This window comes from Nocardia tengchongensis (genome assembly GCF_054781395.1).
Genome location: NZ_BAAGUM010000003.1, coordinates 200,054 through 221,720 on the forward strand (window position 1 = coordinate 200,054; position 21,667 = coordinate 221,720).

General features: G+C 69.2%; 20 protein-coding genes. All 20 read left to right on the top strand.

All coding sequences use genetic code 11. The annotated features are described in order from the left end of the window. The first annotated feature begins 82 nt into the window (after positions 1–82). The 20 genes from ACYVKL_RS03795 (at position 83) to ACYVKL_RS03890 (ending at position 21,500) form a co-directional block, all read left to right on the top strand. The gene (locus ACYVKL_RS03795) at positions 83–523 is read left to right on the top strand and encodes an SAV_6107 family HEPN domain-containing protein (protein ID WP_379171110.1); all 441 of its coding nucleotides are present in this window, start codon (positions 83–85) and stop codon (positions 521–523) included. A 125-nt stretch (positions 524–648) separates the two neighbouring features. Next, positions 649–1,074 (top strand): DUF3040 domain-containing protein, encoded by a 426-nt coding sequence (locus tag ACYVKL_RS03800; protein ID WP_379171108.1) that lies wholly within the window; start codon positions 649–651, stop codon positions 1,072–1,074. Positions 1,075–1,490: 416 nt separating this feature from the next. Continuing rightward, complete coding sequence (gene mraZ, locus ACYVKL_RS03805; RefSeq protein WP_213560465.1) at positions 1,491–1,922, top strand: division/cell wall cluster transcriptional repressor MraZ; 432 nt, start codon at positions 1,491–1,493, stop codon at positions 1,920–1,922. Between the two features lie 203 nt (positions 1,923–2,125). Beyond that, positions 2,126–3,106, top strand: coding sequence for a 16S rRNA (cytosine(1402)-N(4))-methyltransferase RsmH (gene rsmH, locus ACYVKL_RS03810; protein WP_379171106.1), 981 nt, complete (start codon positions 2,126–2,128; stop codon positions 3,104–3,106). An 82-nt stretch (positions 3,107–3,188) separates the two neighbouring features. Beyond that, positions 3,189–3,872: a cell division protein FtsL gene (locus tag ACYVKL_RS03815; protein WP_379171103.1), complete on the top strand. Its 684-nt coding sequence runs from the start codon at positions 3,189–3,191 to the stop codon at positions 3,870–3,872. A gap of 16 nt (positions 3,873–3,888) precedes the next feature. Further along, positions 3,889–5,823 (top strand): peptidoglycan D,D-transpeptidase FtsI family protein, encoded by a 1,935-nt coding sequence (locus ACYVKL_RS03820; RefSeq protein WP_379171101.1) that lies wholly within the window; start codon positions 3,889–3,891, stop codon positions 5,821–5,823. Positions 5,824–6,004: 181 nt separating this feature from the next. Further along, a complete protein-coding gene (locus ACYVKL_RS03825; RefSeq protein ID WP_379171099.1) occupies positions 6,005–7,660 on the top strand; it encodes a UDP-N-acetylmuramoyl-L-alanyl-D-glutamate--2,6-diaminopimelate ligase in 1,656 nt (551 codons plus the stop codon). Next, positions 7,657–9,141, top strand: a complete 1,485-nt coding sequence (locus ACYVKL_RS03830) for a UDP-N-acetylmuramoyl-tripeptide--D-alanyl-D-alanine ligase (RefSeq protein ID WP_379171097.1) — start codon at positions 7,657–7,659, stop codon at positions 9,139–9,141. The genes ACYVKL_RS03825 and ACYVKL_RS03830 overlap by 4 nt, the downstream gene beginning before the upstream one ends. Beyond that, positions 9,138–10,214 (top strand): phospho-N-acetylmuramoyl-pentapeptide-transferase, encoded by a 1,077-nt coding sequence (mraY, locus tag ACYVKL_RS03835; protein WP_379171095.1) that lies wholly within the window; start codon positions 9,138–9,140, stop codon positions 10,212–10,214. Before ACYVKL_RS03830 ends, mraY begins: the two co-directional genes overlap by 4 nt. 49 nt (positions 10,215–10,263) lie before the next feature. Then, complete coding sequence (gene murD, locus ACYVKL_RS03840) at positions 10,264–11,706, top strand: UDP-N-acetylmuramoyl-L-alanine--D-glutamate ligase (RefSeq protein ID WP_213561013.1); 1,443 nt, start codon at positions 10,264–10,266, stop codon at positions 11,704–11,706. Next, positions 11,703–13,256 (top strand): putative lipid II flippase FtsW, encoded by a 1,554-nt coding sequence (gene ftsW, locus ACYVKL_RS03845; RefSeq protein WP_379171092.1) that lies wholly within the window; start codon positions 11,703–11,705, stop codon positions 13,254–13,256. The genes murD and ftsW overlap by 4 nt, the downstream gene beginning before the upstream one ends. Before the next feature lie 77 nt (positions 13,257–13,333). Next, entirely contained in the window at positions 13,334–14,779 is a 1,446-nt protein-coding gene (gene murC / locus ACYVKL_RS03850) for a UDP-N-acetylmuramate--L-alanine ligase (protein WP_379171473.1), read from the top strand. Between the two features lie 6 nt (positions 14,780–14,785). Beyond that, positions 14,786–15,649 (top strand): cell division protein FtsQ/DivIB, encoded by an 864-nt coding sequence (locus tag ACYVKL_RS03855; protein WP_379171090.1) that lies wholly within the window; start codon positions 14,786–14,788, stop codon positions 15,647–15,649. Between the two features lie 320 nt (positions 15,650–15,969). Beyond that, complete coding sequence (ftsZ, locus tag ACYVKL_RS03860) at positions 15,970–17,232, top strand: cell division protein FtsZ (RefSeq protein ID WP_379171088.1); 1,263 nt, start codon at positions 15,970–15,972, stop codon at positions 17,230–17,232. Between the two features lie 101 nt (positions 17,233–17,333). Next, positions 17,334–18,074: a peptidoglycan editing factor PgeF gene (gene pgeF / locus ACYVKL_RS03865; protein WP_379171085.1), complete on the top strand. Its 741-nt coding sequence runs from the start codon at positions 17,334–17,336 to the stop codon at positions 18,072–18,074. Then, positions 18,071–18,844: a YggS family pyridoxal phosphate-dependent enzyme gene (locus ACYVKL_RS03870; RefSeq protein ID WP_379171083.1), complete on the top strand. Its 774-nt coding sequence runs from the start codon at positions 18,071–18,073 to the stop codon at positions 18,842–18,844. The genes pgeF and ACYVKL_RS03870 overlap by 4 nt, the downstream gene beginning before the upstream one ends. Positions 18,845–18,948: 104 nt before the next feature. Next, positions 18,949–19,740 carry a cell division protein SepF gene (locus tag ACYVKL_RS03875; RefSeq protein WP_357202269.1) on the top strand — a complete coding sequence of 264 codons (792 nt, stop codon included), beginning with the start codon at positions 18,949–18,951 and terminating at the stop codon, positions 19,738–19,740. A 221-nt stretch (positions 19,741–19,961) separates the two neighbouring features. After that, complete coding sequence (locus tag ACYVKL_RS03880; protein WP_213560475.1) at positions 19,962–20,264, top strand: YggT family protein; 303 nt, start codon at positions 19,962–19,964, stop codon at positions 20,262–20,264. A gap of 72 nt (positions 20,265–20,336) precedes the next feature. Beyond that, the gene (wag31, locus tag ACYVKL_RS03885) at positions 20,337–21,167 is read left to right on the top strand and encodes a DivIVA-like cell division protein Wag31 (protein ID WP_213560476.1); all 831 of its coding nucleotides are present in this window, start codon (positions 20,337–20,339) and stop codon (positions 21,165–21,167) included. A 129-nt stretch (positions 21,168–21,296) separates the two neighbouring features. Then, positions 21,297–21,500, top strand: a complete 204-nt coding sequence (locus tag ACYVKL_RS03890; RefSeq protein ID WP_213560477.1) for a hypothetical protein — start codon at positions 21,297–21,299, stop codon at positions 21,498–21,500. Positions 21,501–21,667: the final 167 nt, after the last annotated feature.

The window sequence follows — 21,667 nt, forward strand, 5'->3', positions numbered from 1 at the left end:
CACTCTCGCGGGTGAAATGCCTGACGAGGACCGGTTGTCCCGGGAGTCGGCGAATCGGGTGTCGAGTGGGGAGGTACGCGAAATGACCGGGAAAATCGAACGTCCGGGGCAGCCCGGCCGGGCCGGCGACCTGTTGGGCAAGGCCGGCGGGCTGTTGGCCGAAGCGCGGGGGGAGTCCGATCCGGCGGAGCGATTCCGCATCGCCTACCTGGCGGCGCTGCGCGGGGCGGGCGCGGTGCTCGCGCTCACCGGCGCGGACCGGGCGCCGCGGGCGCGCTCGCGCAACGCCTGGGTCCTGATGCAGCGCGCGGCACCGGAATTCGTCATGTGGTCGGACTACTTCACCGGCCAATCCGAGACCCGCGCGGCGCTCGAGGCGGGGCTGCCGCGGCCCATCGACGATCACCGCGCGGACGAGTTCGCTTCGCGGGTAGGCGCATTCCTGCACGACGTCGCTGATCTGGTGGCTGTTGCGTCTCGGATGCGTCCCAGTTCAGGGTGGGTGAACGGAATGCCGGCGTGAGTATCGGCGAGTAGGTGGTCCGGTTCTGATCGAACTCGTATTATTGGTGGCAGATAGCCGCCAAGGTCGGCTACCCGTCGTCTACCCGGAGGCGACAGCCACCACCTAGTGCCGGGGGAGGTACCGTGCCACTCTCCGAGCACGAGCAGCGCATGCTCGAACAGATCGAGAGCGCGCTCTATGCTGAGGATCCGAAGTTCGCCTCGACTGTTCGGGGTGGACGGTTACGTTCTGCCACCGGTCGGCGCAGACTTCAGGCGGCCGCCCTGTTCGCCCTCGGTCTGTTTCTGTTGGTGGCCGGTATTGCCGCACCGTTCAAGCCGGGCGGTTTCCCGATCATCAGTCTCGTCGGTTTCATCGTCATGTTCGGCGCGGGTGTGCTGTTGCTGATCGGTGGCCCCCGAATGGGTGGTTCGTCCGGTCACGCGACGGACGCGCATCCGAGTGCGGGCGGCGCTTCCGGCGCCGGCCGCGGCAAGCCCCGCAAGCAGGGCGGGTTCTCCGCGCGGATGGAGGACCGGTTCCGCAAGAGGTTCGAGCAGGACAGTTGACCTGCCCTGCCGCTAACTGAAGATCTTCACGACACGCCGTGACGCCACACCGATTTAGGGTGTGGCGTCACGGCGTTTCTGGTTGGTAGGGATTCGGCGTGTCGGACGTCGCCCCCGATTCCCCACACCTCCCCACGGGGGTTCCCCACACCGCCCCACGGGTGCCGGATATGCACGCTATCTGCGGGTTTGCTGGCGGTTGTCGGGTGCCCGCCGGCGCGCGTCGCGCGTGTCGGGGGAACTGCGCGAAATCTTCCCCACCACCGTGATAGCTGGTGTGACCTGCGAAGTTCGCCAAGCGGGGACCGAGATCACCGCTGCTTTCGATTGAAAGTGGGGGAAAGTGGGGTAATGTGGAGCCCGCACTACAGGAGGCCGAACAGTCGAGAGGGTGATCCGGCAGGAGGTGTCGAGGCGTGTTTCTCGGTACCTATACCCCTCGGTTGGACGACAAAGGGCGACTGACGTTGCCTGCGAAGTTCCGGGACGAGCTGGCGGGAGGGTTGATGGTCACGAAGGGACAGGACCACAGCCTTGCCGTATATCCCAAGGACGAGTTCACCGCGCTCGCGCGGAGAGCCGCGGCCGCATCCCGATCGAACCCGCAGGCCCGTGCATTCGTCCGGGCCTTGGCGGCTTCCAGTGATGAGCAACGTCCGGACGCACAGGGCCGGATCATGCTGTCGGCAGAGCATCGCCGCTACGCCAATCTCTCCAAGGATTGCGTGGTGATCGGCTCGGTCGACTTCCTCGAAATATGGGACAAGACGGCGTGGGATTCCTACCTCGCCGAGCACGAGGAGGATTACTCGCAGGCCAGAGACGAGTCGCTGGGCGAGATCTTCTAGCCCGCAGCGAGGCGAGTGCCCTGCGGCCTCTGCCCGACACCGACCCTGACGTACTTCCCCAACGCCAGGTGCGGTGCTTCGGTCAGAGACCACGGGGCATTCGCCTAACTTTCGAAGGTCGTTTTTTGATATGGCCACCGTCGCTCGCGACCGCGTATGGCCGTGCGAATGAACGTGAGGCAGTGAATTCCGGGAGGTCCTAGGTGCACCAGAGCAGTGACGGCCCCCGCCATGTTCCGGTACTCCTCCATCGCGCAGACGAAATCCTCGGTCCCGCACTGCATTCCGAGGGCGCGGTCTATCTGGACTGCACGCTCGGTCTCGGCGGTCACGCCGAGTACTTCCTGCAGACGTACCCGAACATCAGACTCGTCGGCCTGGATCGCGACACCGCCGCGCTGAAGCTGGCGGGGGAGCGACTGGCGCCGTTCCGGGACCGGATCACCCTGGTGCACACCAGATATGACGGCATCCCGAACGCGCTCGAGCAGGCCGGCCTGCCCGATAAGGGCTCGGTCAGCGCCATTCTCATGGATCTCGGCGTGTCCTCCATGCAGTTGGACGAGGCCGATCGCGGCTTCGCCTACTCCATCGACGCGCCCTTGGACATGCGGATGGACTCCAGCACCGGCCCCACCGCCGCCGACGTGCTGAATACCTACAGCCACGGTGAGCTGGCCCGGGTCCTGAAAACCTATGGCGAGGAACGGTTCGCGGGCAAGATCGCCTCCGAGATCCTGCGGCGGCGCCAGCGCACCCCGTTCACCACCAGCGCGCAACTGGTGGAGCTGCTCTACGACACCATCCCGGCCGCGGCCCGGCGCACCGGCGGGCATCCCGCCAAGCGCACCTTCCAGGCGTTGCGCGTCGAGGTCAACCGCGAGCTGGAATCCCTGGAGGCGGCGATGCCCGCCGCGCTGGACGCGCTGGCTCCGGGTGGCCGCATCGTGGTGATGAGCTATCAGTCGCTCGAGGACCGGGTGGTGAAGCTGGAACTGGCCAAGCGGTCGGCTTCGCGTACGCCGCTGGACCTGCCGGTCGAATTGCCCGGCATGGGACCGGAATTCAAGATTCTGACCCGCGGCGCGGAGAAGGCGACCGAGCAGGAGATCGAGGAGAACCCGCGGGCCGCTCCGGTGCGCATGCGGGCTGCGGAACGGATCGCAGGGGAGGATCGCGCATGAGTGGGCAGGCACGTAGGTGGGCGCGGCAGCGCCGAGTCGACGCGCGGTACCGGGCCGCGACCCGAGAGATCGGAGCCGCGCTATGACGATCAAGACGCAGGTGAGCCGGGGGGCCCGCCGGGTACAGGCCGCCGAGCGGGTGAAATCGGGTGCGGCGCAACGCGCCTACGCCCGCCGCCGCAATCGCGAGGGCGGGTCCGACCTGCCGGGCATGCGCCGGGGCCGGCGCAGCGAGTCGATGTCGCGTGGCCGGATGTCCTTCGTGGCCACCATCATCGCGTTGCTGGGCTGCGGTCTGGCGCTGACGCTGCTGCTCACCACCCGTGCCACCGAGGACAGCTACCAGCTCGGTGATCAGCGCCGCGTCAACCAGAAGCTGTCCGACGAGCGTGACGCGTTGCAGCGTGAGGTGGCCGCGGCCGACTCGGCGCCCGAATTGGCCCAGCGCGCCGCCGAACTCGGCATGATCCCGGCCAAGGATCCGGCCCGGCTGCTGATCGCCCCCGACGGCCAGGTCACCGTGGTCGGCAACCCGCAGCCCGCGCAGGGCGCGCCCGCTCCGGCCTTGAACACCACGCCGCCCGCGGCCCCGCCCAAGCCGTCGCAGTCGCAGGGTGAGCGTGTGGTCCCGGTGCCCACCACGCCGGCCCCGGCGCCGTCCACCACCTCGGCTCCGCCGACCACCTCCGCCGCAAATCCCGTTCCGGCGGCCCCGCTTCCGACGCCGCCGAACCCGGCCGTCCAGGCCAATGGAGCTCCTCGGTGATGATCGGGGCTGGTCGATGAGCCCTTCCCGCGCCGGGCGCGGGCGCGATTCCGGCCGGGCACGGGCGGCGGTCGCACGGGCGAAGTCGGGTGCGGGACGGGCGGGTTCGGGGCCGGGGCGGCAGTCCAGACCGCGGCCCGCTCCGGGACTGGATTCCGGGACGCGGTTCCGGTTCGGGGTGGGCCGGCTGGTGATGCTGGTGGCCCTGGCCGTGGCCGCCATCCAATTGCTGTGGGTGCAGAGCATTTCCGCGCCGAAGCTGTCGTCGGAGGCGGCCAGTCAGCGGACGGTGAAGCTGGCCGATCCCGCCACCCGGGGCCCGATCACCGATCGCTACGGGAAGTCGCTGGCGTTCACGATCGCGGCGAAGGCGTTGACCTTTCAACCGGTGCGGGTCCGCAAGGATCTGGCCGACGAGCGGGAGAAGCAGCCCAAGACCGCGCCGGAGCCGGACGACCGGCTCGCCGCCATCGCCAAGTACCTGCACGAGAAGCTCGGTAAGGACGCGCCCGAGAAGGACGTTCTGGCCAAGCTGAAGAGCGACGAGCCGTTCGTCTATCTGGTGCGCAATGTGGATCCGCGGGTCGCCGCCGACATCACGCTGAAGTTCCCGGAGGTCGGGCTCGAACGCCAGGACATGCGCGAGTATCCCGGTGGTTCGCTGGCGGCCAATGTGATCGGCGCGACCGGCTGGGACGGGCACGGCCAGATCGGCCTGGAGTCCTCGATGGACGCCCTGCTGGCCGGTTCGGACGGCTCGCAGACCTATGACCGCGGCTCGGACGGCGCGGTGATCCCGGGTTCGTGGCGTGACCGCCAGCCCGCGGTGAACGGTTTCGGCGTCGAGCTGACCCTGGACTCGGATCTGCAGTACTACGTGCAGCAGCAGGTGCAGCAGGCCAAGGACATGTCGGGCGCGAGCGCGGCGTCGGCGGTGGTGCTGGACGTGCACACCGGCCAGGTGCTGGCGATGGCCAACGACAACACCTTCAATCCCGCGATGGGCCCGCGCTTCTGGTCCACCACGGATCTGGGCAACCCGTCGGTGCAGGAGGTGTACGAGCCGGGGTCGGTGAACAAGATCGTCACCGCGGCCTCGGCCATCGAGTACGGCCTCACCACTCCCGACGAGGTGCTGCAGGTTCCGGGCTCCATCTTCATGGGCGGTGTCACCGTGCACGACGCCTGGGAGCACGGTGTCGCCCCGTACACCACCACCGGCGTGTTCGGTAAGTCCTCGAATGTGGGCACCCTGATGCTGGCGCAGCGCGTCGGCGAGGACCGCTACTTCGACATGCTCAAGAAGTTCGGCCTTGGTCAGCGCACCGGTGTCGGCCTGCCCGGCGAGAGCGGCGGCGTGGTGCCCTCGCGCGACCAGTGGTCCGGCTCCACCTTCGCCAACCTGCCCATCGGCCAGGGTCTTTCGATGACGACGCTGCAGATGACCGGCATGTACCAGGCGATCGCCAATGACGGCGTGCGGATTCCGCCGCGCATCGTGAAGGCCAAGATCGCCCCGGACGGCGCGCGCACCGAGGAGGAGCCGCCGGAGGGCGTGAAGGTGGTCAGCCCGCAGACCGCGAAGACGCTGCAGCAGATGTTCCAGGCCGTGGTGCAGAAGGATCCGCGCGGCATCCAGAGCGGCACCGGTTCTCCGGCCTCGATCGAGGGCTATCAGATCGCCGGCAAGACCGGCACCGCCCAGCAGATCGATCCGAAGTGCCGCTGCTATTCCAGCGACCGCTACTGGATCACCTTCGCGGGCATGGCCCCCGCCGACAATCCGCGCTATGTGATCGGCATGATGCTCGACGGGCCGGTGCGCAGCTCGGACGGCAGCGGTGGCGGTTCGGCCGCGCCGCTGTTCCACAGCATCGCGTCGTGGCTGCTGCAACGGGATCGGATCCCGCCGTCGCCGCCCGCCAAACAGCTGATTCTGCAGGCGAGTTAGCGCGGGGAACGGATGGTCGTGACACAGTGCGCCGCCGATACCACTACCGGTGGGTGACGCAACACCGCCGTGCCGATCGCGCGGCGATCGAACACAGGTAACCTGACTCGTCGATCCGGTCGTCCGGATCGTTTTCTACATACACACAGCCTTCATATGAAACCGCCGTGAGAGGAGCTTCGTGCCCGCGCAGTCCAGCCCGCAGGTGTTTCGGCCCGCTGCAGTGACGGCGACCAGCTTGCGCACGGTGGCGGAGTTGACGGGTGCGACGCCCGCAGGGTCCGTGGCAGGTTTCGAAGAAGTCCAGGTGACGGGTATCGAGCAGCGCTCGAACGCGGTGCTGCCGGGCGATCTGTTCGCCGGTCTGGCCGGCGATCACTCGCACGGCGCGCGCTATGCCGCCGACGCGGTCGCGCGGGGCGCGGTCGCGGTGTTCACCGATGCGGCCGGTGCGGCGTCGATCGGCGAGATCGGCGTCCCCGTGCTGGTGCACGACGCGCCGCGGACCGTTCTCGGCGAGTTGTCCTCGGCCCTTTACGGTGATCCGTCTCGCACCCTCCGCATCATCGGTATCACCGGCACCTCGGGCAAGACCACCACCTCGTATCTGGTGGAGGCCGGGCTGGCCGCGGCCGGCATGCGCACCGCGCTGATCGGCACCATCGAGACCCGCATCGGCGGGGTCCGGGTGCCCTCGGCGCTCACCACCCCCGAGGCCCCGCAGCTGCACGCCATGTTCGCGGTGATGGCCGAGCAGGGCGTGGACGCGGTGGTCATGGAGGTGTCGAGTCACGCGCTGGCGCTCGGCCGGGTGGACGGGGTGAGCTTCGCGGTCGGCGCGTTCACCAACCTGTCCCAGGACCACCTCGACTTCCACGCCGACTTCGAGGACTACTTCGCCGCCAAGCGCCGCCTGTTCATTCCCGACGGCCCGCAGACCGCTGCCGTGTCGCGCCCCTCGGTGGGCGCGCGCACGGCGGTGATCTGCGTGGACGACGCGTGGGGGCAGCGCCTGGCGGGCGACGTATCCGATTGCCTGGCAGCCGAATCCGGTGATACCACCGGCCGGTTGCGCACGGTGGCGACGCGTCCGGGCGTGCCGGCGGACTGGACTTCCGGTGCGGCCATCGCCGGTGCGGGCGGCACCCAGGAGTTCACCGCTTCGGGGCCGGGCGTCAATGTGGATGTGTGGCTGCGGCTTCCGGGTGCGTACAACATCGCCAATGGACTGCTGGCGGTCGCGGTGTGCGCGGCGGCGGGCGCCGATATCGAGACTGCCGCTGCGGCGCTCGGCGAGGTCGATGTGCCGGGCCGCATGCAGCGGGTGGACAGGGGCCAGGAGTTTCTGGCCGTGGTGGATTACGCGCACAAGCCCGCCGCGATCGAATCGGTCGTGGCGACCTTGCGCACGTGGTTGTCCGAGGGCGCCCATTCCGGGCGTGGGACGGGACGTCTGGCGGTCGTGGTGGGCGCGGGCGGTGATCGTGATGCCGGCAAGCGGCCCCTGATGGGTGCGGCGGCGGCGCGCGGCAGCGACCTGGCCATCATTACCGATGACAATCCGCGCAGTGAGGATCCGGCCGCTATCCGCGCCGCGGTGCTCGCCGGCGCCGAACAGGTGCCGGACGCGGAACGCGGTGAGGTCCGGGAGGTCGGGGACCGGGCGGCCGCGATCCGGGCCGCGGTCGACTGGGCGCGGCCCGGCGACGCGGTGCTGATCGCGGGCAAGGGACATGAGACAGGGCAGGAGATTGCAGGCGTGAAGCAGCCGTTCGACGACCGTGAGGTACTCGCGGCCGCCCTGTCGGAAAAGACGAGGGACCTGACGCATTCATGATCGAGATGACTTTGCGGGAGATCGCGGAGGTCGTGGGCGGCACGCTGCACGACGTCGCCGATCCCGAGGCGAGGGTCACCGGCTCGGCCGAATTCGATTCGCGCCGAATCGGTTCCGGTGACCTGTTCCTGGCGCTGCCGGGTGAGCACGCCGACGGCCACGACTTCGCGGCCGGTGCGGTCGCGCAGGGCGCGGTCGCGGTGCTGGCCGCCCGGCCGGTCGGGGTGCCCGCCATCGTGGTGGAGCCCCGCCCCGGGAACACGCGCGCCATCGCACTGAGCCACGACACCGACGGCTCCGGCGCGGCGGTGCTGGACGCGCTGGCCGCGCTGGCCCGCGCCAGCGTGGACCGCCTGGTCCAGGCGGGCACGCTGACGGTGGTCGGCGTGACCGGTTCGTCGGGCAAGACCTCCACCAAGGATCTGATCGCGGCCGTGCTCGCGCCGCTGGGACCCGTTGTGGCCCCGCCCGGTTCGTTCAACAACGAGCTCGGTCACCCGTGGACGGCGCTGCGCGCCGACGCGCAGACCCGCTTCCTGGTGCTGGAGCTCTCGGCTCGCGGCCCGGGACACATCAAGGCGCTCACCGAGATCGCCCCGCCCAGTGTCGGCGTCGTGCTCAATGTCGGCACCGCGCACCTGGGCGAGTTCGGCAGCCGCGAGGTGATCGCGCAGACCAAGGGTGAACTCGTGGAGGCGCTGCCCGCCTCCGGGCTCGCCGTGCTGAACGCCGACGACCACCTGGTCTCGAAGATGGCCGGGCGCACCGCCGCCCGCGTGGTGACCGTCGGCCTGGCCGGCAACGCGGACGTGCGCGCCACCGACGTCGTTCTCGACGAACAGGCGCGCGCCCGGTTCACGCTGCACGCCAACGGCGAATCCGTCGAGGTGCGGCTGGCGGTGTCCGGCGAGCACCAGGTCGGCAACGCGCTCTCCGCCGCCGCCGTCGCCCTCGACCAGGGCGCGGATCTCGCGACCGTGGCCGCGGCGCTGGCCGGTGCGACCGCCGCTTCGGCCCGCCGCATGGACGTGCGCACCCGCGCCGACGGCGTCACCGTCGTCAACGACTCCTACAACGCCAACCCGGATTCGGTGCGGGCCGCGCTCAAGGCGCTGGTCACCATGTCCCGGGCCGGTGCGCAGCCGCGCCCCAGCTGGGCGGTGCTCGGCGAAATGGGCGAGCTGGGCGAGGAATCGGTCATCGAACATGACAAGATCGGCCGCCTGGTGGTGCGACTCGACGTCGACCGCCTCGTCGTGGTCGGCTCGGGCCGTCCGGTCCGCGCCCTGTTCCAGGGCGCGGTGCAGGAGGGGTCCTGGGGTGAGGAAGCCATCCACGTGCCCGATATCGACGCGGCCATCGCCCTGCTCGACGAGGAGCTCGAGCCGGGTGCGGTGGTGCTGGTGAAGGCATCCAAGTCCGTCGGTCTGTGGACCGTCGCCGAACACCTGATCGGTGCGGAGCAGGAGGCCGCTCGATGACCCAGATCCTATTGTCGGCCGCGATCGCGCTGACCGTTTCCATTCTGCTCACCCCCGTGGTGATCCGCTATTTCGCCAAACAGGGCTTCGGCCAGGAGATCCGGGTCGACGGCCCGGAGAGCCACAAGGCCAAGCGCGGCACCCCCACCATGGGTGGCGTGGCCATCATCATCGGCATGTGGGCCGGGTACCTGGGCTCGCACCTGATCTCCATGACCTACGGCGAGCCGGGGCCCTCGGCCTCGGGCCTGCTGGTCATGGGCCTGGCCACCGCGCTGGGCTTCGTCGGCTTCACCGACGACCTGATCAAGCTGCGCAAGCAGCGCAACCTGGGGTTGACCGCGGCCGGCAAGTACATCGGCCAGCTCACCTCGGCGATCGTCTTCGGCGTCCTGGCCTTGCAGTTCAAGAACATTCACGGCCTGACCCCCGGCGACAAGCGGCTGTCCTACACCCGCGACATCAACACGCTGTCGATGAGCGTGATCGTCTTCCTGGCGTTCGTCTGCCTCATCGTGGTGGCCTGGTCCAACGCGGTGAACCTGACCGACGGCCTGGACGGCCTGGCGGCCGGTTCGATGAGCCTGGTGCTGGGCGCGTACATGATCATCACCTTCTGGCAGTGGCGTAACTCGTGCTCCGCGCACGCGGTGGCCGGCTGCTACCAGGTGCGTGATCCACTGGATCTGGCGCTGGTGTGCGCCGCGGGCGGTGCGGCATGCATCGGCTTCCTGTGGTGGAATGCCGCGCCCGCCAAGATCTTCATGGGCGACACCGGTTCGCTGATGCTGGGCGGTCTGCTCGCGGGCCTGTCCATCACCACCCGCACCGAACTGCTCATGGTCGTGATCGGCGCGCTGTTCGTGGCCGAGACGGCCTCGGTGGTGCTGCAGGTGGCGGTGTTCCGCGCCACCCGCAATCGCCTGTTCAAGATGGCACCGTTCCATCACCACTTCGAGTTGAGCGGGTGGGCCGAGACCTCGGTCATCATCCGGTTCTGGTTGCTGGCCGGTATGGCCTCGGCGATCGGACTGGGCCTGTTCTACAGCGAATACCTCTCTGCGGCAGGGTGAGACGACGATGGCCGAACATTCTCCGAGGGTCCTGCGGTCGCCGGGGCCCATGCTCGAATTCCTGCGTGGCCGTGACGTGCTGGTCGCCGGCTGGGGTGTCTCCGGGCGTTCGCTGATCGAACCGCTGCGCGACATCGGTGCGCGCCCGGTGGTCACCGACAGCGGCGAGAAGGCGCTCGCCGAGGCCGCCGAACTGGGCCTGGGCACCGCCACCAGCGCGGATCTGCTGGAACCCGATGCGCTGCAACGCTTCGCGCTGGTCATCACCAGCCCGGGCTGGCGGCCCGACTCGCCGGTGCTGGCGTCCGCGGTCACCGAGGGCATCCCGGTGTGGGGTGACGTCGAGTTCGCGTGGTGGGTCGATCAGGCCCGCATCTACGGTCCGGTCCGCAAGTGGCTGGTGGTGACCGGCACCAACGGCAAGACCACCACCACCCAGATGACGCACTCGATCCTGCGCGCCGCCGGCATCCCGTCGGTGGCCTGCGGCAATATCGGGCTGCCCATCCTGGACGCGCTGCGCCGCAACCCCGGCCCGCAGGTGCTGGCGGTGGAACTGTCCTCGTTCCAGCTGCACTGGGCTCCGTCGGTGCGCCCCGAGGCCGGGGTGGTGCTGAATGTGGCCGAGGACCACCTGGATTGGCACGGCGGCCTGGACGCCTACGCCGCCGCCAAGGCCCGCGCCCTGACCGGTCGGGTCGGCGTGGTCGGCCTCGACGATCAGGTGGCCGCCGCGCTGGCGCGGAAATCCAAGGCGCGCCGCACCGTCGGCTTCCGCATCGGCGTGCCCGCCGACGGCGAGCTGGGCGTGGTGGACGGCAAGCTGCTCGATCGCGCCTTCACCAAGGCCGCGATCCTGGCCGAGGTCGGCGACATCAGCCCGCAGGGCCCGGCCGGAGTGGCCGACGCGCTGGCCGCGTCCGCGCTCACCCGCGCCATCGACGTGGCCCCGCAGTTCGTGAAGGAAGGCCTGCAGGAGCACAAGGTCGGCCCGCACCGGGCGGCCTTCGTGCGCGAGTTGTCGGGCGTGGAGTTCGTCGACGACTCCAAGGCCACCAACCCGCACGCCGCCCGCTCCTCGATCCTGGCCCACCCCAGCGTGATCTGGGTGGCCGGCGGTCAGCTCAAGGGCGCCGGGGTCGAGGACCTCATCGAGGAGTGCCGCGAACACCTGGTCGCGGCCGTGCTGTTCGGGCAGGACGCGGCCGTGATCGCGGCCGCACTCGCGCGACACGCCCCCGATGTCCCGGTGGTGGAGCTGAATTCGGGGGACGATGCTCGAATGGGTGACCCCTTCACCGAGATCGAGCCCGAAGCGGTGATGGCGCGCGCGGTCCGCGTGGCGGCCGGTTTCGCCCATCGCGGCGATACCGTGCTGCTGGCCCCGGCCGCGGCATCCCTGGACATGTTCGCCGACTACACGCACCGTGGCCGTAGTTTCGCCGCCGCCGTGCAGGCCCTGGACGAGAAGGACATCGGGAGAACAGAGTGACAGCGGCGACACCGCGGCGGGCCGCGCCGGAAGCTGCGCGGCGGGTCGGGAACAAGGGCCCACAACGCCTGCGCATCGGCTGGTTCGGAGCCTGGCTGGCCCGTCCGCTGGCGTCGTTCCATCTCGTGGTGGCGATCGCGGTGCTGCTCACCGTGCTCGGTCTGGTCATGGTGCTCTCGGCCTCCAGCGTGGAGTCCTACGCCGGTGGCGGCTCGGCGTATTCGCTGTTCATCCAGCAGGCGGTGATGGCCGCCTTCGGCGCGGTGGTGTTCTACATCGCGCTGCGCATCCCGATGCGCTTGATGCGGCAGCTGTCGTTCCCGGTGTTCGCGCTGTCGGTGGTGCTGCTGGTGCTGGTGCTGATCCCGGGCGTCGGCACCAAGGTGCAGGGCTCGCAGCGCTGGTTCGACCTCGGCGTGGTGTCGGTGCAGCCCTCGGAGATCGCGAAAGTGACGCTGGTGGTGTGGGGTTCGCACCTGCTGGCCTCGCGGCAGTCCGAAAAGGCCGGGTACAAGGACATTCTCCTGCCGCTGGTGCCGGCCGGACTGCTGGTCTGCCTGCTGGTGGTGCTCGAACCCAACCTGTCCACCACCATCGCGCTGGGCATCGTGCTCACCTCGCTGCTGTGGTTCGGCGGGCTGCCGCTGCGCATGTTCGTGACCATCGCGGTATCGGGTGTGGTGGCGGCGACCATTCTGGCGCTGTCGGCCGGCTATCGCTCCGACCGCATGCGTGCCTTCTTCAATCCGGGCGACGATCCGCAGGGCATCGGCTATCAGGCGCGCCAGGCCATGTATTCCCTTGCCGACGGCGGCATCTGGGGACGCGGCCTCGGGCAGTCGCGGGCCAAGTGGAGTTATCTGCCCAACGCGCACAACGACTTCATCTTCGCCATCATCGGCGAGGAGCTCGGCTTCCTCGGCTGCGCGCTGGTGCTGGGGTTGTTCGCGCTGTTCGTCTACGCGGGCCTGCGGATCGCGTCGCGGTCGGTGGATCCGTTCATCCGGCTGCTGACCGCCTCGGCCACCACCTGGATCACCTGCCAGGCCTTGATCAATATCGGCTACGTGGTGGGTTTGCTGCCGGTGACCGGTCTGCAGCTGCCGCTGGTCTCCGCGGGTGGTTCCTCGCTGGCGATCACCCTTTTGATGTTCGGCATCATCGCCAACGCCGCCCGGCACGAGCCCGAGGCGGTGGCGGCGCTGCACTCCGGCCAGGACGGCCGGTTCAGCCGGCTGCTGCGGCTGCCCAAACCAGAGGTGTACTCGCCGGCGCGGGCGGCGCGCGCCCGCGCCAAGGCCAAGGCGAACGGTAAGCCCAAGCCCAAGCCCAAGCCCAAGGCGAATGCGAAGGTCAAGTCCGCGCCGCAGCGCCGCGCGCTACCCTCGGGTCGGAGCCGGGGCGGCTCGGCGGAGACATCGTCGCGACGGTCGGTAGATTCGGATTCGGCCCGGCGCACCAGCCGCTCCACGGAATCGTGGCGCAGCACCCGGGCCTGGGAGCCCAACTATCCGATGAAACACGCCAGGGAACGGGGTAATTCGAGGTGACAGTGGAGCGGCCGGACAGTGACGTGGGAACCGCGGAAGCTCACACCGATCTACCCGACCATCTGCAGCGCGTGCACATGATCGGCATCGGCGGTGCCGGTATGTCGGGTATCGCCCGAATCCTCTTGTCGCGCGGCGGCATGGTGTCCGGATCCGACGCCAAGGAGAGCCGCGGCGTGCTGGCCCTGCGGGCGCGCGGCGCCGAAGTGCGCATCGGCCACGACGCCTCGGCGCTGGACCTGCTGCCCGGCGGTCCGACCGCCGTGGTCACCACCTACGCCGCCATCCCCAAGACCAATCCCGAACTGGTGGAGGCGCATCGGCGCGGCGTGCCGGTGCTGTTGCGCCCGGCCGTGCTGGCCTCGCTCATGCAGGGCCACAAGACGCTGCTGGTCTCGGGCACGCACGGCAAGACCTCCACCACCTCCATGCTGGTGGTGGCCCTGCAGCACTGCGGGCTGGACCCGTCCTTCGCGGTCGGCGGCGAGCTCAACGAGGCGGGCACCAACGCCCACCACGGCACCGGCGGCATCTTCGTGGCCGAGGCCGACGAGAGCGACGGTTCGCTGCTGCAGTACGCGCCGGACGTCGCGGTGGTCACCAATATCGAATCCGACCACCTGGACTACTTCGGCACGGACGAGGCGTACGTGCAGGTCTTCGACGATTTCGTGGACCGCCTGGAAGCGGGCGGCCGGCTGGTGGTGTGCCTGGACGATCCGGGTTCGCTCGGCTTGGCCCAGCGCTCCGCGGCCCGGCTCGCCGATGATCCGCGCGGCATCCAGGTGATCGGTTACGGCTCCGGCGATTTCGCGGACTCGGGTTTCCCGGTCGGCGCGCAGCTGCTGTCCTGGGAGCCGCGCGACGTCGGCGGCGTCGCGGTGTTCCAGCTCTCCGACGAGGCCGCCCCGCGCACCCTGCGGCTGTCGGTGCCCGGCCGCCACATGGCCCTCAACGCGCTGGGCGCGCTGCTGGCCGCCCGCGCCACCGGCGCCGATCTCGGCGAAATCATCCAGGGCCTGGAGGGTTTCGGCGGGGTGCACCGCCGCTTCCAGCTCACCGGGCGCGAGAACGGCGTGCGCGTCTTCGACGACTACGCCCACCACCCGACCGAGGTGCGCGCGGTGCTCTCCGCCGCCGCCGAACTGGTGGCGCAGGAGGCGCGCGACGGCGCGCGGTCGCGCCCGGGCCGGGTGATCGTGGTGTTCCAGCCCCACTTGTACAGCCGCACCGCCACTTTCGCGACCGAGTTCGGCACGGCGCTGTCGCTGGCCGACGAGGTCGTGGTGCTCGATGTGTACGGCGCGCGCGAGGAGCCGCTGCCGGGGGTGAACGGCGCGCTGGTCGCGGCGTCGGTCACCAAACCCGTGCACTACCAGCCGGATATGTCTCGGGTCGGTAAGCAGGTGGGCGCGCTGGCGCGGCCCGGCGACGTGGTGATCACCATGGGCGCGGGCGATGTGACCATGCTGGGCAGCCAGATTCTCGACGGGCTGCGCGCGCGACCTTCGCACGGGCGGTGAGCAACGGTGAGCGCGGGTGGGGGAGCGGTGGATCGGCCGGATCCGGCCGCGGCCGGCGGCTACGACGCGGACGGTCATGACCCGGATTCCGGCGGTGCCGAATCCGCTGAGGTGACCGCCGGCGCCGCCGAGCGGGCCGCGGCCCGCCGGGCCCGGCTGCGGCGGGGCCGGGAGCCGCGCGAGTCCCGGGTGGTCGTCGCGTGGCGGTCGACCCGGGTGCGGATCGGGGTGCTGGTGGGTGCGGTGCTGCTGATCGCATTCGGACTGGTCGCCTGGTTCACTCCGCTGCTGTCGGTGCGCACGGTCGACGTCGAGGGCTTGGCCGCGGTGCCGGAAGAGCAGGTGCTGCAAGCCCTCCAGGTACCGGATGGTCTGTCCATGCTGCGGCTCGACACCGACGCCATGGCCGAACAGGTCTCCCGGCTGCCCAAGGTCCGCTCGGTGCGCGTGCAGCGGGTGTTCCCGTCGACGGTCCGGGTGACGGTCGCCGAACGTACCCCGGTGCTGTACTTCGACAGTCCCGACGGCGCGCATCTGCTCGATTGCGACAGCGTGGAATTCGCGATCGAACCGCCGGCGCCCGGGGTGCCCAAACTGGTCACCGATCATCCGGGCGGAACCGACGCGGTGACCAAGGCGGCGGTGGCCGTGATGGCCGCGATTCCGATTCCGCTGCGCGATCAGGTCGGCGTGGGAGCGGTTGTGGCTCGCTCGGTTTCGGATATTGCCCTGGAGTTGCGTGACGGCCGTACCGTGCTGTGGGGCGGCACCGTCGATTCCGCCCGCAAGGCCGCGGTGGTCGGACCCCTGCTTTCCCAGCCGGGCAAGGTATTCGATGTTTCGAGTCCGAATCTGGTCACGGTAAAGTGAGCGACACCCATTGGGCCGCCGAAATTTTCGGTGGTTTGCCGGAAGGCCACCGACGGTTCCGTTCCAGGACCGGAGGGCAACCGTCCACGATACGATGCTCGAGTGGGCCGGACGAGGCGAATCACACAAGATTCTGACACTCGTTGCGGCGCGCCTGCGCCCGTAACGCGGTGGCTGCGAATACCGTTCGGCACCAGTCGGATACTTGACATAACGCTGAAGCTATGGTTGAGGGTTTATCGGACCGAGACCATTGCGTCGTTATATGGCCAGTAACCGAAGACGACAAGCTGTTTCAGATCGAAGGAAGGCGAGAGCCCATGACGCCCCCGCACAACTACCTTGCTGTGATCAAGGTCGTCGGTATCGGCGGCGGCGGCGTGAACGCCGTCAACCGGATGATCGAGCAGGGACTCAAGGGAGTCGAGTTCATCGCGGTCAACACCGACGCGCAAGCGCTGTTGATGTCGGACGCCGATGTGAAACTCGACGTCGGCCGTGAACTCACCCGCGGTCTCGGCGCCGGCGCCGATCCGGAGGTCGGCCGCAAGGCCGCCGAAGACCACAAGGACGAGATCGAGGAAGTGCTCAAGGGCGCCGACATGGTCTTCGTGACCGCCGGCGAGGGCGGCGGCACCGGTACCGGCGGCGCGCCCGTGGTGGCCTCCATCGCCCGCAAGCTCGGCGCGCTCACCATCGGTGTCGTCACGCGGCCCTTCTCGTTCGAGGGCAAGCGCCGCAGCAACCAGGCCGAGGCCGGCATCCAGGCGCTGCGCGAGTCCTGCGACACCCTCATCGTCATCCCCAACGACCGGCTGCTGCAGCTCGGCGACGCCGCGGTGAGCCTGATGGACGCCTTCCGCTCCGCGGACGAGGTGCTGCTCAACGGTGTTCAGGGCATAACAGACCTGATCACCACCCCGGGTCTGATCAACGTCGACTTCGCGGACGTCAAGTCCGTCATGTCCGGCGCGGGCTCGGCGTTGATGGGTATCGGTTCCGCGCGCGGCGAGGGTCGTTCGGTGAAGGCCGCCGAGGCGGCGATCAACTCGCCGCTGCTGGAAGCCAGCATGGACGGCGCGCACGGCGTGCTGCTCTCCATCGCGGGCGGCTCCGATCTCGGCCTGTTCGAGATCAACGAGGCCGCCTCGCTGGTGCAGGAGGCCGCGCACATCGAGGCCAACATCATCTTCGGAACGGTGATCGACGACTCTCTCGGCGACGAGGTCCGGGTCACGGTGATCGCCGCCGGCTTCGACGGCAGCGGGCCCGCCCGCCGCGTCGAACCCGCGGTCAGCCGGTTCACGAGCACCGCATCGAGCACCGCGACCGCCAGCGCCTCCGCCGGAAGCCTCGGCCGCACATCCGAATACACCCCGGCCCGCGCGGTCGAGCCGGCCCCCGCGGCGCGTCCCGAACCCGCGCAGGTCGCCCAGCCGATCGCCGAACGCGGCCCGGCCCCCTCCTACGGCGCTCCCCGGCCCGCGTTGGACCCGACGGTCGCGAGTAACAGCCGCGGCCACATCCAGCCGCCGGACGACGATGACGAGGTGGACGTCCCCACCTTCATGCAGCGCCGCTGACCTTGCGTCGCTGACCGATTCACTCGCTGCGCCCGCTCCGATCACCGGAGCGGGCGCAGTGCGTTCGGGGTTGCCCCGCGGTGGCTACTACCCTCGGAGGCATGACTTCAGCGGCACCGGTATTCCGGACCCGGCGGGTGGTGACCACCCGGGCGGGTGGTTTCTCGCAAGCCCCCTACGACTCGTTCAATCTGGGCGACCACGTGGGCGACGATCCGGAGGCGGTGCGGCGCAACCGGGTTCGGCTCGCCGAGAGCATCGGGCTGCCGCCGCAGCGGCTGGTGTGGATGGAACAGATCCACGGGCGGAACGTGGAGATCGTGGACGGCCCGCGCGCCGAACCGGTCCCTGCCACCGATGCGCTGGTGACCACTCGGCGTGATCTGGCGCTGGTGGTGCTCACCGCCGACTGCGTGCCGATCCTGCTGTCCGACGACGAGGCCGGGGTGATCGCGGCCGTGCACGCCGGGCGGATCGGGGCGCGCATCGGGATCGTGCCGCGGGTGCTGGAGGCGATGGTGTCGGTGGGCGCGAAGCCCGAGCGCATCGGCGCGTTCCTGGGTCCGGCGGCCAGCGGTCGCCAGTACGAGGTGCCCGCCGCCATGCGCGCCGATGTGGAGGCGCGGCTGCCGGGCAGCGCGACCACCACGGCCAAGGGGACGCCGGGCCTGGATCTGCGCGCGGGCATCCGCCGGCAGCTGCAGGCGGCCGGTGTCAGCGCGGTCGCGATGGACCCGCGGTGCACCATCGAGGACAAGACGCTGTTCTCCCACCGTCGCGGCGCGCCGACAGGCCGACTCGCCGGTGTGATTTGGATGTCATCCGAGGGAGTTTCAGAATGACCGAAAGTTTCACCGCCGCAGCCGGATCCGATGCGGCGCACGTCACTTCCGGTGGAGGTCGGGTCGCGGAGCTCGAATCGTCGCTGTCGGCACTCATCGAGCGAATCGACGCAGCGTGCGCGGCCGCGGGCCGCGAACCCGGGTCGGTGCGGCTGCTGCCGGTGACCAAGTTCTTCCCCGCCTCGGATATCGAGATCCTCTATGACCTGGGCCGCCGCGAGTTCGGTGAGTCCCGCGAACAGGAGGCCACGGGCAAGGTTGCTCAGCTCGGGCACCTGTCCGGAATCCGCTGGGAGTTCATCGGACGGCTCCAGCGCAACAAGGCGAAAGCCGTTGCACGCTGGGCGGATACGGTCTACTCGGTGGACAGTGAGCGGCTCGCGAGCGCGCTGGACGCCGGTGCGCGGGCCGCGCTGGACGACGGCGCCCGCACCGCCCCCTTGCGGGTGCTGCTGCAGGTCTCGCTGGACGCCGATCCCGAGCGCGGCGGGGTCCGCGACGACGCGCTGCGCGCGCTCGCCGATCAGGTCGCGGCCTCGGAATCCCTGCAGCTCGCGGGCCTGATGGCGATCCCGCCGCTGGATGTCGAGCCGGACGCGGCCTTCGAGCAACTGGCTCGCATCCACTCTGTATTAACGATTGTTCACCCCGAAGCGAAAGAACTGTCGGCGGGCATGTCCGGCGACTTGGAGTCGGCGGTCCGCCACGGCAGTACGTGCGTGCGTGTCGGTACTGCGCTTATGGGCGCGCGACCGATAACCTCGGCGTAGCAAAGAAACCTCACCAGTCACATTTGAAACATATGCTTGGTGGCAGACGAGGACTGAGCAGGACAACACCCCAGGCCAACCGGGGCCGAAGGAAGGTCGACCAGATGAGCACGCTGCACAAGTTCAAGGCGTACTTCGGGATGGTTCCGCTCGAGGATTACGAAGACGATTACGTCGACGACCGCGGAGCCGCCCGGAGCGCCGATGAGCGTGGCCAGCGTCGTCCCCGGCCCTACGCCGAACGCGAGCGTGACTACGACCGATACGGCGAGGACCGTTACGACGACGAGCCGGCCTACGAGCCGTCGTACAAGGCGCCCTACAAGCCCGCCTACAGCGCGGCCCGTCGCGACGACTACGCCGACGAGCTCCGTGAGCGCGAGCGCGACCACCGCGACCGCTACGACGCCGACGCCCGCTACGACGCCCCGCGTCGCCCCACCCGCATCGACACCGCCCCCTCCAGCCGCACCCGTTCGATGGGCGGCGGCGGCGCCAGCACGCGCGGCGCGCTCGCGATGGACACCGAGGCCGAGCGGCGCATCGAGGATCTGCGGGAGCAGGAGCGCCGCCTCGAGGCGGCCCGCCGTCCCCAGATCTTCGAGGACGGAGGCACCTTGTCCAAGATCACCACGCTGCGCCCGCGCACCTATGCCGAAGCCGCCATCATCGGAGAACGTTTCCGGGACGGCACCCCGGTGATCATGGACCTGGTAGAGATGAGCAACTCCGACGCCCGCCGTTTGGTGGACTTCGCCGCCGGGCTGGCCTTCGCCCTGCGTGGCTCGTTCGACAAGGTCGCCACCAAGGTGTTCCTGCTCTCGCCGGCCGACGTGGACGTCTCCGCAGAGGAGCGCCGTCGGATCGCCGAGAACGGTTTCTACAACCAGAAGTGACCAGCTGCCGCGGCCGTGGGGAACGGCGGCGGCAGCCGGGACCAGGCGGGAACGCCGAACACGCACGGCGGCAGCGCAATGCGCCGCGCACCGGGGGATGCGACCGAGGTCGCGGGGGATCATGGGGGAGTCTTGCGGCCAGGCCGCGTCAGCACGGAGTGTGACCGGCACGATCCGTGTTTCTGTTTTGCCGATCTGGGTACAACTGGCAGAGTGGGGCGGTGGCCTTGTTCCAGGTGTTGAACCTCCTGCTGTTCCTCTTCTGGCTGCTGCTGATCAGCCGAGTCATCGTCGAGTTCATCCGCAGCTTCGCGCGCGACTGGCGGCCGACCGGCTTCGTCGTGGTCATCCTCGAGGTGATCTTCACGATCACCGACCCTCCGGTGAAACTTCTGAGGCGTTTGATACCCCCAGTGAATCTTGGGGGAATTCGGCTCGATCTGTCGATTATGGTCTTGCTGTTTATCGTGTTCATCCTCATGTCGATCACGGGCCAGATAGGGCAGTCGGTAGCTCAGGTGTGACAGAATGAGCCGAAAGAATGCTTGCCCAGATCTACCGCTAGATCTCCATACGAAGCGTGAAGGGATCGTTCCATGCCGCTGACCCCCGCCGATGTTCATAACGTCGCGTTCAGCAAACCGCCGATCGGGAAGCGCGGCTACAACGAGGATGAAGTCGACGCCTTCCTCGACCTGGTCGAGCAGGAGCTCTCACGCCTCATCGAGGAGAACGCGGATCTTCGCCAGCGCGTTGCCGAGCTGGACGCGGAACTGTCCGACGCCAAGAAGAACCGCGGCCCCGCGGTTCAGACCGTGAAGGCCCCGGTCGCGCCGGAGCCGATCAAGGCCGCTCCGCCGGTCCCGCCGGCGCCCATGCCGGCCCCGGTCCCGGTCGCCGCCGTCAAGCAGGAAGCTCCCTCCGCGGACGCCAATCTGCAGGCAGCCAAGGTGCTTTCGCTGGCGCAGGAGATGGCCGACCGCCTCACCTCCGACGCCAAGACCGAGGCCGAGCAGCTGCTGGCCAACGCCAGAGGCAACTCCGAGCGCCTGGTCAGCGACGCTCGCACTCGCTCGGAGGCGATGATCGCCGACGCGCGCCAGAAGGCCGAGGCCATGCTGTCCGACGCGCAGACCCGCTCGGATTCCCAGCTGCGCCAGGCCAAAGAGAAGGCCGACGCCCTGCAGGCCGACGCCGAGCGCAAGCACACCGAGATCATGGCCACCATCACCCAGCAGCGCAGCGTGCTGGAGAGCCGCATCGAGCAGCTCAAGACCTTCGAGCGCGAATACCGTGTGCGCCTGAAGTCCTACCTGGAGTCGCAGCTGGAGGAGCTGGAGAACCGTGGTTCGGCGGTCCCGGTCGACGGTGGCGAATTCGGACAGGACGCTTCCGGGAACGGCGCACTCCTCAAGGGCAGCAAGTAAAGTCGTAACTACGGCCAGCGATGCCACATCGCACGGGAGCAGCTCCCGGGTGGAACGGTATCGCCGCCAACCTTTCGAAGCGACCTCCGGTGGCCACGCCCACCGAAGACACACGAGGGGATGGTGCACTTGCTCGCAGTGACGCTCGGGCTCGCCGCCGTGGGTTTCGGCCTGCTGGTGACCGCACTGACCACCGGTTCGGTGATCTGGGCATGGGGCTGCATCATCGTGTGCGTGATCGGCGCGGTGCTGCTGCTCGTCAGTGCGTTGTCGCTGCGGACCGATGACGAGGACGTCTCGTCACCACCGGGCGGACGGCACGCCAGGCACTAGGTGAAGCCACAGCCGATGGCATGGGGCGGGTCCGGGGAATATCCCCTGGACCCGCCCCGCTAGTATGTAATCAGCACTACGGCGTCGATCCGGCCATCACCGGGGAGTCTTCGGAAGAACGGCGGGGCAGCTGCTCCGCCCAGTAGAACCGAACGGGTGAGCCCGTC

Bases quoted from the DNA above. Each gene is read 5' to 3' on its own strand.
- pgeF (WP_379171085.1), top strand. From the start codon at position 17,334: ATGACTTCAGCGGCACCGGTATTCCGGACCCGGCGGGTGGTGACCACC.
- ACYVKL_RS03830 (WP_379171097.1), top strand. From the start codon at position 7,657: ATGATCGAGATGACTTTGCGGGAGATCGCGGAGGTCGTGGGCGGCACG.
- ftsZ (WP_379171088.1), top strand. From the start codon at position 15,970: ATGACGCCCCCGCACAACTACCTTGCTGTGATCAAGGTCGTCGGTATC.
- ACYVKL_RS03875 (WP_357202269.1), top strand. From the start codon at position 18,949: ATGAGCACGCTGCACAAGTTCAAGGCGTACTTCGGGATGGTTCCGCTC.
- ACYVKL_RS03870 (WP_379171083.1), top strand. From the start codon at position 18,071: ATGACCGAAAGTTTCACCGCCGCAGCCGGATCCGATGCGGCGCACGTC.
- murD (WP_213561013.1), top strand. From the start codon at position 10,264: ATGCTCGAATTCCTGCGTGGCCGTGACGTGCTGGTCGCCGGCTGGGGT.
- mraY (WP_379171095.1), top strand. From the start codon at position 9,138: ATGACCCAGATCCTATTGTCGGCCGCGATCGCGCTGACCGTTTCCATT.
- murC (WP_379171473.1), top strand. From the start codon at position 13,334: ATGATCGGCATCGGCGGTGCCGGTATGTCGGGTATCGCCCGAATCCTC.
- ACYVKL_RS03820 (WP_379171101.1), top strand. From the start codon at position 3,889: ATGAGCCCTTCCCGCGCCGGGCGCGGGCGCGATTCCGGCCGGGCACGG.
- ACYVKL_RS03795 (WP_379171110.1), top strand. From the start codon at position 83: ATGACCGGGAAAATCGAACGTCCGGGGCAGCCCGGCCGGGCCGGCGAC.
- wag31 (WP_213560476.1), top strand. From the start codon at position 20,337: ATGCCGCTGACCCCCGCCGATGTTCATAACGTCGCGTTCAGCAAACCG.
- ACYVKL_RS03815 (WP_379171103.1), top strand. From the start codon at position 3,189: ATGACGATCAAGACGCAGGTGAGCCGGGGGGCCCGCCGGGTACAGGCC.